11 protein-coding genes, 1 tRNA gene and 1 pseudogene are annotated in these 12,911 nt (G+C 61.4%); 10 read left to right on the top strand and 3 right to left on the bottom strand.

Annotated features, from left to right (window positions below; genetic code table 11):
• Positions 1–44 precede the first annotated feature (44 nt).
• The 9 genes from ACZ1HK_RS13860 (at position 45) to ACZ1HK_RS13820 (ending at position 7,928) form a co-directional block, all read left to right on the top strand.
• Entirely contained in the window at positions 45–602 is a 558-nt protein-coding gene (locus ACZ1HK_RS13860) for a LysR family transcriptional regulator (RefSeq protein WP_472629182.1), read from the top strand.
• Complete coding sequence (locus tag ACZ1HK_RS13855) at positions 565–933, top strand: LysR substrate-binding domain-containing protein (RefSeq protein WP_472629181.1); 369 nt, start codon at positions 565–567, stop codon at positions 931–933. Before ACZ1HK_RS13860 ends, ACZ1HK_RS13855 begins: the two co-directional genes overlap by 38 nt.
• 1,342 nt (positions 934–2,275) lie before the next feature.
• Positions 2,276–3,376 (top strand): 3-isopropylmalate dehydrogenase, encoded by a 1,101-nt coding sequence (leuB, locus tag ACZ1HK_RS13850; RefSeq protein ID WP_472629180.1) that lies wholly within the window; start codon positions 2,276–2,278, stop codon positions 3,374–3,376.
• Positions 3,373–3,837, top strand: coding sequence for a GNAT family N-acetyltransferase (locus tag ACZ1HK_RS13845; protein ID WP_472629179.1), 465 nt, complete (start codon positions 3,373–3,375; stop codon positions 3,835–3,837). The genes leuB and ACZ1HK_RS13845 overlap by 4 nt, the downstream gene beginning before the upstream one ends.
• Positions 3,838–3,873: 36 nt before the next feature.
• Positions 3,874–4,233 carry a hypothetical protein gene (locus ACZ1HK_RS13840; protein WP_472629178.1) on the top strand — a complete coding sequence of 120 codons (360 nt, stop codon included), beginning with the start codon at positions 3,874–3,876 and terminating at the stop codon, positions 4,231–4,233.
• Positions 4,234–4,248: 15 nt separating this feature from the next.
• Positions 4,249–5,223, top strand: coding sequence for a DMT family transporter (locus ACZ1HK_RS13835; protein ID WP_472629177.1), 975 nt, complete (start codon positions 4,249–4,251; stop codon positions 5,221–5,223).
• Between the two features lie 47 nt (positions 5,224–5,270).
• Positions 5,271–5,348 (top strand) — tRNA-Pro (locus ACZ1HK_RS13830).
• 45 nt (positions 5,349–5,393) lie between these two features.
• Positions 5,394–6,191, top strand: a complete 798-nt coding sequence (locus ACZ1HK_RS13825; protein ID WP_472629176.1) for a phytanoyl-CoA dioxygenase family protein — start codon at positions 5,394–5,396, stop codon at positions 6,189–6,191.
• Between the two features lie 63 nt (positions 6,192–6,254).
• Complete coding sequence (locus ACZ1HK_RS13820; RefSeq protein ID WP_472629175.1) at positions 6,255–7,928, top strand: ABC transporter permease; 1,674 nt, start codon at positions 6,255–6,257, stop codon at positions 7,926–7,928.
• Here the strand turns inward: ACZ1HK_RS13820 and ACZ1HK_RS13815 are convergent.
• Together ACZ1HK_RS13815 and leuC are read right to left on the bottom strand one after the other, a co-directional pair.
• The gene (locus ACZ1HK_RS13815; RefSeq protein ID WP_472629174.1) at positions 7,925–8,317 is read right to left on the bottom strand and encodes a hypothetical protein; all 393 of its coding nucleotides are present in this window, start codon (positions 8,315–8,317) and stop codon (positions 7,925–7,927) included. The genes ACZ1HK_RS13820 and ACZ1HK_RS13815 overlap by 4 nt on opposite strands.
• Positions 8,314–9,718: pseudogene (gene leuC / locus ACZ1HK_RS13810) on the bottom strand (3-isopropylmalate dehydratase large subunit). The gene ACZ1HK_RS13815 and the pseudogene leuC overlap by 4 nt, the downstream one beginning before the upstream one ends.
• Positions 9,719–9,949: 231 nt before the next feature.
• On the opposite strand from leuC, the gene ACZ1HK_RS13805 reads away from it, so the two are divergent.
• Positions 9,950–11,290 (top strand): mechanosensitive ion channel family protein, encoded by a 1,341-nt coding sequence (locus ACZ1HK_RS13805; RefSeq protein WP_472629173.1) that lies wholly within the window; start codon positions 9,950–9,952, stop codon positions 11,288–11,290.
• On the opposite strand, the gene ACZ1HK_RS13800 is transcribed toward ACZ1HK_RS13805, so the two are convergent.
• Positions 11,287–12,906, bottom strand: a complete 1,620-nt coding sequence (locus ACZ1HK_RS13800; RefSeq protein ID WP_472629172.1) for a thiamine pyrophosphate-dependent enzyme — start codon at positions 12,904–12,906, stop codon at positions 11,287–11,289. The genes ACZ1HK_RS13805 and ACZ1HK_RS13800 overlap by 4 nt on opposite strands.
• Positions 12,907–12,911: the final 5 nt, after the last annotated feature.

Here is a 12,911-nt window from a genome sequence, read left to right as displayed (position 1 = left end):
GAATAGCAATTGACTGATTCCTGAGGTTCGCTATTCATTTTTGGATGGCACATGATTTTGACTGGCCCATGCTGCGCGCCATTTTGGCGGTGGCGGAAGAGGGCACCATGACCGGGGCGGCGAAGGCTTTGGGCACCAGCCAGCCCACCATCAGCCGCCTGATCCGCGCCGCTGAAGAGGTTGCGGGGGATTACCTGTTTTGGCGGGATGAGACGGGGTTCACCCCCAGCGAGTTCTGCGAAAGCCTGATCGCGGAGGCCCGCGAGATCCGCGATGCCCTGCGCCGTGCCTCGCTAAAGGTGGCAGGGGAGCAACCGGGGCTGGAGGGGCGCGTGCGGGTCACGGCCTCGGTCTTTGTGACCACGCATATCCTGCCACCGATCCTGGCGGATATTCGGGCGAAGTATCCGAGCATCCGGCTGGACGTGGTCGCGACGGATTCAACCGAGAACCTGCTGTTCCACGAGGCCGACATCGCGCTGCGCATGTATCGGCCCACGCAACTGGACACCGTCACGCGGCATCTGGGGGATTTGCCGTTGGGGCTTTATGCGAGCCGCTCGTTTGTGGAGGCGCACGGGATGCCATCAAAGCGTCGATGACCTGCGCGATTTCGGCATGGTCGGCTATGACCGAGATGATCGGATCATTCGCGCAATGCGCGAGATGGGGATGCTCGTGACGCGCAACTGGTTCACGGTGACGACCGACGATCAGGTGGCGTATTGGCAGTTTGTGCTGGCCGGGTGCGGCGTTGGTATCGGGCAGGGGGTGGTGGCCGAGCGATCACCGGACGTGGTGCAGGTGCTGCCGGAGTTGGAGTTGCCGAGTTTGCCCGTGTGGCTGACGGCGCATAACCGGCTGCGGCACCAGCCGCGGGTTGCGGCGGTGTGGGAGATGCTGGCGGAGGGGGTTGGCGGGGTTTGTGGGTGAGGGGTGGCGGCGGTCGATGCCTGAACTTCGCCTCTTGTTCCACATTCAACTAAAGCTAGACAGCGAGGTCGATGCATAAAAATGTGGGAATACCCATGACCATAGAAAATGACCCTCGAATTGCTAAAGCACTATTGATGTTTAGTCCTGAAAATTGGGGACAGGTGGATCGCTTTTCGAAGCTCTGTGCGGGCAGCCATACCTTCTCGCCTCGCGACAGCCGAGCACTGTCGGGAGTATCGGCTCATATTTTGAAAGCTCGCATATTCAGGAGCTTGCCAAGGAACTGCGTTCGACGCTTGAGATCGATAGAAATGAGCTGAACAGTAAAGGATTTACACCAGCCACCAACGCTCGCAAGCTCGCTGCGGTCATTGAAGCATTTGTAGCCGAGCTGTATTCGGCAATTGATTGTGCGGCGAAAGTAGTACGCGCAGTGTTTCAGTCTTCCACGAGAGGGTTCAAGGATCTCTACAAGCTATCTTTTTACAAAGACCGACAAAATAACCGGTCTGCCTAAACCGATTATTGAGGCGATTGCTGCGGCCGACTGGTATCTTCCGTTGCGATATTTGCGTGATGAGCTAACCCATCTTGATGTCGGCCATTGCAGTTTAGATGACACTACTGGCCTCGTAACTTACGCTCACTTCGGTATGAAGAAAGATCAAAAGACGCTCATTTACGAAGACATCTTTCAGACGATAGAACGTAACTTCAACGCAGTGAACCGATTTCTTGGGCAGGTGTTTCAGTGCCTTCTCACCACTCTCAACGACACGCCAATCCAAATGATATGCGGTATGACCCACGGGCGGTTGCTAGTGCGTAACATCGTGCCGACTGAGCCACTGAGCTTCGATAGCGGCACTTGCGTATCGCACCAATGGTTCGAACTTCCAGAAAACCCCAATTGTCCTTTCGCTGCCAACTGTGGTGCATACAAGCGAACTAGGGCGACCTAATACCAATACGACGAACGGCGGGTTTGGTTCGTTTGGAGCTATTTGATCGGCTGGCGGTAATGGCAAAAAGCCCACATACCTGCCCTACGCGTTCTCCAGCCAGCGGGTTAACAGCGGCGGAGCCGCCCCGCTATCGACGGGCCGTCCGGCGGCACGGCGATTTGGTGAGGCTGGGTGCTTCGTTCGTTCTGGACGATGACTTGGCTGCCATAAAGTGCCTTGGAATGAGCGTTGGGTCGCCATGCCCCGGCCCGTAGATAGCGGGGTGGCGCGCGTAGGGGTTCCCGGGCCAAGGCCCGATCTACGGTCGGTAATCTTGACCCCCCGCCAAGCGCGGGATACCCGGTGCGCAACGTCTCAACAAAGGAACCGCACCCATGTCCGACCGCAGCTTGCTTATCCTTCCCGGTGACGGGATCGGCCCCGAGGTGATGGCTGAGGTCCGCAAGGTGATCGACTGGTTCGGCTCGGCCCGGGGGATCGGGTTTACGGTGTCGGAGGGGCTCGTTGGGGGCGCCTCCTATGATGCCCATGGGACGCCGTTGACGGACGAGACGATGGCGCGGGCGCAGGAAGTCGATGCGGTTTTGCTCGGCGCTGTGGGCGGGCCTGCCTATGACGATCTGGATTTCAGCGTGAAGCCGGAGCGGGGGTTGTTGCGGTTGCGCAAAGAGATGGACCTTTATGCCAACCTGCGACCGGCGCAGTGCTTTGACGCGCTGGCGGATTTCTCGTCGCTGAAGCGGGAGATCGTCTCGGGCCTCGACATCATGATCCTGCGGGAGCTGACCTCGGGTGTGTATTTCGGCGAGCCGCGGGGCATCCACAAGGAAGGCAATGAGCGCGTGGGTGTGAACACGCAGCGCTATACGGAGAGCGAAATTGCGCGGGCGGCGCGGTCTGCGTTCGAGCTGGCGCGGCGGCGGTCGGGCAAGGTGTGCTCGATGGAGAAGGCCAACGTGATGGAGAGCGGCATCCTGTGGCGGGATGTGGTGAACGAGGTGCACGCGGCGGAATACGGCGATGTGGAGCTGTCGCATATGTACGCCGACAATGGCGCGATGCAGCTGGTGCGGGCGCCGAAGCAGTTTGACGTGATCCTGACGGATAACCTGTTTGGCGATATTTTGAGCGATTGCGCGGCGATGCTGACGGGGTCGTTGGGGATGCTGCCGTCGGCCTCGCTTGGGGCGCCGATGGAGAATGGGCGGCCCAAGGCGCTGTATGAGCCGGTGCATGGTTCGGCCCCCGACATCACGGGGCAAGGCAAGGCGAACCCGATTGCGTGTATCCTGAGCTTTGCGATGGCATTGCGGTATTCGTTCGATCTGGGCGATGAGGCGACGCGGTTGGAGCAGGCGGTGGAGCAGGTGCTGGCCGATGGCGCGCGGACGGCGGACCTGATGGGGCCGGAGGGTGGCACGCCGATTTCCACGTCCGAGATGGGTGACGCGATCATCGCGAAGCTGGCTGCGTGAGTGAGCTGAGCGTCCGTCCGTTTGCGCCTTCGGACGCGGATGGGTTCCGGACGCTCTACCGTGATTGCCTGACCCACTATGGCGTTGGCCCTGCCCGACCAGACGTTGAGGCGGAGATAGTGGCCGACCTGTCCGCAGCGCGCGGGATGTCGGCCAGCCTCGCGTGGCGTGGGGGTGAGCCGCTAGGTTTCAGCACATGGGTTCGCGTCTATCCGGCGATGGATGGGGTCGCGGTCTACCTCAAGGAGCTTTACGTGATTTCTGGGGCGCGCGGTCTTGGCGTCGGCAAGTTGCTGATGCGGGACCTGGCGGAGACAGCCCTACAGATCGGGGCGGTGCGTCTGGAATGGGGAAGTTTTCAGCCTGATGCGTTGAAATTCTACGACGCTTTGGGGGCGCCGCGGAAAGACAAGGTGCGTTATTCGGTCGCTGCCGGGGATTTGCACTCGTTCGCGCAGTAGGTAGTGTGGCTGCATTCAAACCTTGAGGATCATTTCATGTTTCGTTTTGCTTTTGCGCTTTGCCTGCTTGCCACGCCTCTTCATGCCAACGGATATGCCGTAGGCGACACGTTCGAGGACCCGATGGTTCTTGCGACCGAGGTCTTCGAAGGCTTCCTTTCGGAAGAGGAGGGGAATCCGGGGATCGAGGTAGATGTAAGCGTCGATTTCTTCGGGAACATGACGATCCTGGTGGCCGAGACGGGCTTTGCCGATGACTCGGTTCGGGGGGTGCGCAATCAGTATGTGCTGGAGCCCGGCGCGGATGGGGTCTGGACATTGATCTACACGCACCAGCAGCAGCTTTGCTATCGCGGCGCGAATACCGTGACGTGGCAGGATGGCCTCTGCGTCTGACACATAAGGTTCTGCATGTCTGCTTCGCTTCGTGGATCCCTTCTGGCGCTTCTGGCATTCGCCATCTTCGCCACCCATGACGTGATCATCAAATATCTGGGCGGCTCCTATGCGCCGTTCCAGATCGTGTTCTTCTCGGTCCTGTTCGGCTTTCCGTTTGTGACGTTCATGCTGCTCCGGGACGCGGCAGAGGCGAACCTGATCCCGAAACATCCGTGGTGGATCGCCAGCCGCACCTTGGCGGCTGTCATCACGGGGTTCTGTGCGTTTTACGCGTTCTCTGTCCTGCCGCTGGCGCAGACCTATGCGATCCTCTTTGCGTCGCCGCTGCTGATCACTCTGCTGGCGATCCCGATGCTGGGGGAGAAGGTCGGCTGGCGGCGAACACTGGCGGTTTTCGCGGGCTTGGGCGGCGTGTTGGTGGTGCTGCAACCGGGTCAGACCGAGCTGGCCCTGGGCCACGCTGCAGCATTGGTTGCCGCGATCTGTGGGGCTTTCGCGTCGCTTGTGGTGCGCAAGATTGGGCGGGAAGAACGCTCAGTCGTACTGATCCTGTACCCAATGGTGGCGAATTTCATCCTGATGGGTGCGGCAATGCCCTTCGTCTACCAGCCGATGCCGGGGCTTGATCTGGGGGCTTTGGCGGTGATCGCCGCGCTCGCCCTTTTGGCTACCTTCTGCCTGATCCGGGCCTACAACATGGCCTCGGCCGTGATGGTCGCGCCGATGCAATATTCGCAGATCTTGTGGGCCACTTTGTTCGGCGTCCTGCTGTTCGATGAAGGATTGAATTTGGCGACAGTGACAGGATCGGCGATCATCATCGCCTCGGGCATCTACATCGTGCTGCGTGAAGACAAAGGCGGCGGATCCGCGAATACACCGGTTTTGCGCACGCGCTCGCGGCTTGGAACACCGGGCGGACCGCGCATCGCGCCGTTCGTGAATGACGAGAACCGAGGCCCGCAGGGTTCGACGGATACGGAGTGAGACCTCTTGCCAAGCGCACGCGCCCTCGCTATTCCGCGCGGCACGGTCGGGCTGTGGCGCAGCCTGGTAGCGCACCTGCTTCGGGAGCAGGGGGTCGGAGGTTCGAGATCCTCTCAGCCCGACCAGATCTTCCTCGGTTCCCCAATTGAAGCCTTCGGAAAGGTCGAAAGATGCATGCCCTTCTAGATCAAGCCACCATTGATGCGTTTCAGACGGACGGCGTTTGCGTTGTGCGGAGTCTGTTTGCCGACCATGTGGAGACGATCCGTGACGGGATCGGACGGAATATGGAAGCGCCGGGGCCCTATGCGGCCGAGAACCTGAAGGCCGGAGAGCGCGGGCGGTTCTTTGACGATTACTGTAATTGGCAGCGTATCCCCGAGATCGAGGATGTGATCCGGTCATCTCCTGCGGCGGAGGTTGCGGCAGATCTGATGGTGTCGACCACGGCGCAGTTGTTCCATGACCATGTGCTGGTGAAAGAGCCGGGCACATCCAAGCCCACGCCTTGGCATCAGGATGGACCCTATTACTTCGTGGGCGGACAACAGACAGTCAGCTTTTGGGCGCCCGTCGATCCGGTGGTAGATGCGTCCCTAAGGTGCGTTGCAGGGTCTCATTTATGGGCAAAGCCAGTGCTTCCGACACGTTGGTTGAACGAGGACAATTTCTATCCGGACGAGGGCGCCTACATGCCCGTGCCCGACCCGGATGCAGAGGGCATGGATATCCGCGAATGGGCGTTGGAGCCGGGGGATGCGGTGGCCTTCAACTACTGGATCCTGCACGGCGCGCGTGGCAACACGACCGATCAACGGCGACGGGCCTTGTCGCTGCGGTTTGTGGGCGACGATGCGCGGTATGTGGAGCGGCCGGGCAAGACGTCGCCGCCCTTTCCGGGGCATGGGATGCAGGCCGGTGACCCTTTGCGGGAAGATTGGTTTCCGGTGATCTTCCAACGGAGCTGATGCCGCCCGTGCGGGAATGCGGGGTTGCATTGCGGCCTGATCCCGACAAAAACGCCAAGGATTATGGCAAAGCGTTTCCGCACCCCATCCGCCTTTCGGCTTGGCAGCCTGTCCTGGCTGATTGCGGGCATGTGTCTGCTGCCGATGTTTGCAGCGGCTTTGGCGGCCTTCACCGGCGGGTTCGAGACGTTTGCCGGTCTCTGGAACAGTGTGCTGGACGATTTCGCGATTGCGACGGCGTGGCTGATCGTTCTGGTAGGCACGGGAACCGCCGTGATCGGGGCAGGTTCGGCCTGGTTGGTAACCGCAACACGGTTTCCCGGGCGGCGGGTGCTTGAGATTGCGCTGGCCCTGCCCTTGGCCTTTCCGGCTTACGTGTTGGCCTATGCCTATACGGACCTCCTTGATCATCCGGGCTGGGTGCAGACGACGCTGCGCGACCTGACGGGCTGGGGCCCGCGCGACTATTGGTTCCCCGAGATTCGCTCGCTCGGCGGGGCGGCCGCGATGCTGACGCTGGTGCTGTATCCCTATGTCTATTTGCTGACCCGGGCGGCGTTCCTGCAGCAATCGGCGACCGCCTATATTGCGGCCAGGACGCTGGGGGCGAGTTCCTGGGCCGCGTTCTTCCGGGTGAGCTTGCCGATCGCGCGCCCCGCCATTGCGGGCGGTGTGCTGCTGGCGCTGATGGAGACGTTGGCGGATTACGGGACGGTGTCGTATTTCGGCGTCCGCACCTTTGCGACGGGCATCTATCAGGCCTGGTATTCCTTCTTCGACCGCAGCGCGGCGGCACAGTTGGCGTTGTGCCTTTTGGTGATCGCGCTGGTGATTGCCGCACTGGAGCGGCGGCAGCGCAAGGACCAGCGGCATCACGCGGCCGGGCGGCGGTTTGAGGCGATGCAGAGCGTGGACCTGAGCGGATGGCAAAGCGTTGGCGCGATCGCGTTTTGCGGTTTGCCGGTGCTGTTGGGATTTGTCCTGCCGGTCGGGTTGTTGCTGGAGCTTGGGTGGAACTCCTTCGATAATCTGTTGACAGAGCGGTACCTGGGCTTCCTGCGGAACTCCGTCGTTTTGGCCCTGATCGCGGCGGTGGTGACGGTTTGTGCGGCGGTGGTGCTCGGCTTCAACGCGCGCCTGCATCCGACGCGAGCGGCCAAGGCGTCGGTCCGCGTGGCGGGGCTGGGCTATGCCGTACCGGGCGGCGTGATCGCGGTGGGACTGCTCGTCCCCTTTGCGGCGTTCGACAATGCCTTGGATGCGTTCATGGAGGCGCGGTTCGGGATTGATACTGGACTGCTGATCACGGGATCGATCTGGCTGCTGGTTGCGGCCTATGCGGTGCGGTTCATGGCGGCTGCGCTCAGTGCCTATGATGCGGGTTTGAGTACGATCAACCCGAATGTGGACGCCGTGGCGCGCACGTTGGGTCGCACGCCGCGCAGCATGTTGCGGGGGGTGCATTTGCCGATCTTGAGGCCGTCGATCCTGACGGGGCTTTTAATCGTGTTCGTGGACGTGATGAAGGAGCTGCCCGCGACGCTGATCATGCGGCCGTTCAATTACGACACTTTGGCGGTGCAGGCGCACAGGCTGGCGGCGGATGAGCGGTTGGGAGAGGCGGCGGTGCCATCGCTGGTGATCGCCGCAGTCGGGCTGCTGCCGGTGATCGTGTTGTGCTTGGGGTTGGGTCGGGAACGAACGGCAAGGCGGTTCGTTCCCAAACCCGTGACCTAGGTCAGTTCTGTAAAGCCGAGAATTGAAACGTCATCCACGCTAAGCACTTGGCATCCGAATCTGCGTTCGATTTCTTGATCAGTTCGCTCGATATACCTGTCAGATATTTCACGGGCATCGCTGTCGAGAAATTCTCCGCCGTCGCTAGCTGCCGTTCGTTGTCGTTCGACGATTTCAGCGCGACGAAGTGTTTCATACTCTGCCATCAATTCGAAAGACGCATCTGCGCGATCTTCGGAATCTGGCCCTACTTCGCATCCGAGTGTGAAAATGATGAAGTCGTCCGTGGAGAAGACATACTCATCCAGCAGTGACGTTTGTGGCTGGCCGGTTGAAACACAACCGGCTAGCCAAATGGCAGTCCAGGCAGGTTGCCATGCTCGCTTCACATCATCTCACGCACATCTGTCAGCTTGCCGGTCACAGCTGCCGCTGCCGCCATGGCGGGCGACATCAAGTGCGTGCGTCCGCCGCGGCCTTGGCGGCCTTCGAAGTTGCGGTTGGAGGTGGCAGCACAACGTTCGCCCGGCTGAAGCTGATCGGGGTTCATGGCGAGGCACATGGAACAGCCCGCGAGGCGCCATTCGAAACCGGCTTCCTTGAAGATGTCCGCCAAGGCCTTCCTCCTCGGCCTGCGCGCGCACGAGGCCAGAGCCGGGCACGACCATGGCGCGTTTCACGGCCACCTTCTTGCCCTTGAGGATCTCGGCGGCGGCGCGGAGGTCTTCGATGCGGCCATTGGTGCAGGAGCCGATGAAGACGGTGTCGATTTCCACATCCCGCAGAGCGGTGCCCGGGGTCAGGCCCATATAGTCGAGCGAGCGCGCGGCGGCGTCGACTTTGCCGCCTGTGAAGCTGTCTGGCGCGGGGACGTCAGCGGTGATCGGCAGGACATCCTCGGGCGAGGTGCCCCAGGTGACGACTGGCGCGATGTCTTCGCCGCGGATCGTGACGACCTCATCCCAATGGGCGTCATCGTCGGAGTAGAGCGTCTTCCACCAGGCCAGAGCGGCTTCCCACTGGGCACCTTTCGGGGCGTGGGGCCGGCCCATGCAGTATTCAAACGTCTTCTCATCGGGCGCGATGATGCCCGCGCGTGCGCCGCCTTCGATGGCCATGTTGCACACGGTCATGCGGCCTTCCATGGAGAGATCGCGGATCGCCTCGCCCATATACTCGATGACGTAGCCGGTGCCGCCGGCGGTGCCGGTCTTGCCGATGACGGACAGGGTGATGTCCTTGGCCGTGACGCCGGGCGCGAGTTTGCCCGTGATCTCGACCTTCATGTTCTTGGACTTCTTCTGGATGAGCGTCTGGGTGGCCAGCACATGCTCCACCTCGGAGGTGCCGATGCCGTGAGCCAGCGCGCCGAACGCGCCATGGGTGGCGGTGTGGCTGTCGCCGCAGACGACGGTCATGCCGGGCAGGGTCCAGCCCTGTTCCGGGCCGACGATGTGCACGATGCCTTGGCGCACGTCGGTCACCGGATAGTAGTGGATGCCAAAACCCTTGGCGTTCTTGTCGAGGGCGGCGACCTGAATGGCGCTGTCCTCGGTCATGTTCTCAGGATTTTCGCGACCGGGCGTGGTCGGCACATTGTGATCCGGCACCGCGATGGTCTTGTCGGGCGCGTGGACCTTGCGGCCCGCCATGCGGAGGCCTTCAAAAGCCTGCGGCGAGGTCACTTCGTGGACGAGGTGGCGGTCGATATAGAGAAGGGAGGTGCCGTCTTCGGCCTCATGCGCCAGATGCGCGTCCCAGATTTTGTCGTAGAGTGTCTTGCCGGTCATGGGGTTGGTCCTTTGTCCGGATGTGTTGGGCTGGTCGAATATCGGATCGTTTGGGGCTCTATAGCCCGCCCAACCGCGAGGCGCGGACACCGTGGAAGCGCCAAGGGAGGCGTGCGCGGTCGCCGATATCGAAGAAGCTGATCATGGCCGAGGGGATTACACCCGCACGGCAGGCTTGCCAAGGTGGCCCTGCGCGCGGCTATGGTGGAAAAAACGGGCAGCGGAGCAGGCATGGACCCAGAGATCGAGCAACCAACAGACGCCGAAGCCGTGGAAGCCGCGCTGGGGGAGATTAACAGCCTGTGGGAACAGGGGCTTTCCTTTGCGGAAAGCCTGTTGCGGCCGTGGAATGCGTATCAAGTTGGTATCGCGCTTGCTGTCCTTGTGGCGGCCTACATCCTGCGCCGCGTGTTCGGGCCACGTGTGCGTGCATGGATGGCTGCACGCGAAGGCTGGCCCACATGGCGGATGCGCATCCTTGTGGTGATCCACACCCGCCTTCAGATGATTTTCTTCGTGGCGTTGATCTGGAGCGTGGTTCTGGTGATGCGCGAAGTGACGTGGCCATCCCGCACGTTCCTTTTGACCATCATTGCCGAACTGGCAACGGCCTGGCTGTTTGTGGCGTTTGCGACGCGCCTGATCCGGTCGAACCTGCTGCGCACGATCGTACGATATGGGGCTTGGGTGTTCGTGACACTGGCGATCCTGAACCTGCAGGATGAAGCGGCGGCGATCCTTGATTCCGTTGGGTTCAACCTGGGGGAGGCGCGGCTTTCTCTGCTGACCTTGCTTCAGGCACTGCTGATCGTTGCGGCTTTGGTCACAGTGGCGCGCTTCCTGACCGGGAGCGCTACGAACCGGATCGAGCGGAATGACGAAATCTCGCCCTCGATGCGGGTGCTGGCGATCAAATTCATGCAGGTCGCCTTTTACGGGGTCGCTGTCTATGTCGGCCTGCGGCTGACGGGGATTGATCTGACTGGGCTGGCGGTTCTTTCGGGTGCGATTGGTGTGGGTCTTGGTTTTGGCCTGCAAAAAGTGGTGTCGAACCTGGTGTCCGGGGTGATCATCCTGCTCGACAAGTCGATCAAACCGGGAGACGTGATTTCCCTTGGAGAGACGTTCGGGTGGATCCAGACACTTGGCGCGCGATATGCCAGTGTCGTGACACGGGATGGGAAGGAATATCTGATCCCGAACGAGGACTTGATCACAAATCAGGTGGTGAACTGGTCCCATTCGAACGATTTCGTTCGCCTCGATATCTATTTCGGGACGGCCTATGGCGATGATCCGCACAAGGTGCGGCGCTTGGCGATTGAGGCTGCGCAGGGCGTTGACCGGGTGCTGAGCAACCGACCGCCCGTTTGTCATATCGTCGGGTTCGGCGACAGTTCAGTCGACTATATCCTGCGGTTCTGGATACAGGATCCAACCGGCGGCCTGACCAACATTCGCGGCAATGTTTACCTGGCGCTTTGGGATGCATTCCAAGAGCATGGCATCAGCATTCCGTTCCCGCAGCGGGAGGTCAAAATGCTGAATGACAGGCCCGAACTGGCGGATTAGAGGCTTTTCGTCGTCGCCAGCATCTTTGGATCGAGCTTGAGTTCGATGATGTGCAGGCCGCCGGAGAGCGTTTCTGTGTAGGCATCCGCGAACTGATCATTGGATGTGATCACATGGCCGGTCCCGCCATAGGCTTGGGCCAATGTCGCGTAGTCGGGGTTGAAGAGATCGGTGCCTGAGACGCGCCCGGGATAGGTCTTTTCCTGATGCATGCGGATGGTGCCGTAGCGCCCGTTATTGGCGACGATCACGGTGATGTCGGCATCGTACTGGCGGGCGGTAGACAGCTCCTGAATGGTCATTTGCAGGCAGCCATCGCCTGCAAGGCAGATAACGGGGCTTTGCGGGTTCTGGAGCTTGGCGGAGACGGCGGCAGGCAGGCCGTAGCCCATCGAGCCCGAGGTCGGTGCGACCTGCGTGCCATATTGGCGAAAGCGGTAGTAGCGGTGCAGGAAGGCGGCGTAGTTGCCCGCGCCGTTTGTGATGATTGTGTTAGGGCTGGCATTGTCGCGGAGCCATGCGATGACATGTTCCATCTGCACATCGCCGGGTGTGGCTTGGGGCTGTTGCCAGGCCTCGTAAGCCGCGCGGGCCTCGGCTGCGCCTTTGTCGGCTGTGCCGTGCGCGATGGCCTCCACCAACTGGTGCAGAATGGCGTTCGGCGGGGCCACGACCGCATAGGTGGCGGGATATGTCTTGCTGATCGCGTCGGCGTCGGGGTGAACCTGGAGGATGGCGGGGGCTTTGGCCGGATCCAGAAGTGTGAAATCGGCGGTGGTGATATCGTTGAGCTCCGCGCCCAGAAGCAGGATGCAATCGGAGGTCGCTAGGCTTGCGCCGAGGGCGGGGTTCATGCCGACACCGAAATCGCCTGCGTAATTTGGGTGGTCGTTATTGATATAGTCCTGCCGCCGAAATGTGACGCCGATGGGGGCACGTAAGCGTTCGGCCAGAGCCTCAGCGCTTTTGCGATCGGTGTCGGACCATTGGGAGCCACCACAGATGATCAACGGGCGTTCGGCTTGCTGCAGCATCTGGGCGAAGGGCGCGACCATGTCGGGATGGACGGACGGCATGGCCCGCGCGCCGGGGCGGGTTTCGGGCGGATCGGTCATGGCGGACAGGATGTCTTCGGGAAGGGCCAGAACCACAGGGCCGGGCCGCCCGGACTGCGCAATGGCGAACGCGCGGTCGATGTATTCGGCAAGACGATCCGTGCGCTCAACCTCCGCCGACCATTTCACGAGGGGGCCGAAAAAGGCGCGGTAATCAACCTCCTGAAACACGCCGCGATCCCGGTGCTTGAGGGGGATTTGACCCACAAAGCAGACCATCGGCGTGGCGTCGTGCATGGCGATATGCAGGCCCGCGCTGGCATTGGTGGCTCCCGGCCCGCGCGTGACGAACAGGACGCCGGGCTGGCCCGTCATCTTGCCATGGGCTTCGGCCATCATGGCCGCGCCACCTTCCTGGCGGCACACAATGTTCGGGATGTCGGCATCATGCAGACCGTCGAGGGCGGCAAGGAAGCTTTCGCCCGGAACGGAGAACACACGCTCGACCCCGTGCATCGCAAGACGCTGCGCCAAAATCATTCCGCCATGGAGTTTGGTCATGCCCG

Source organism: Gymnodinialimonas sp. JB5-7, assembly GCF_055693405.1.
The sequence above is the reverse complement of the archived record's forward strand: the minus strand, read 5'-3'. Positions and strand labels throughout refer to the sequence as shown.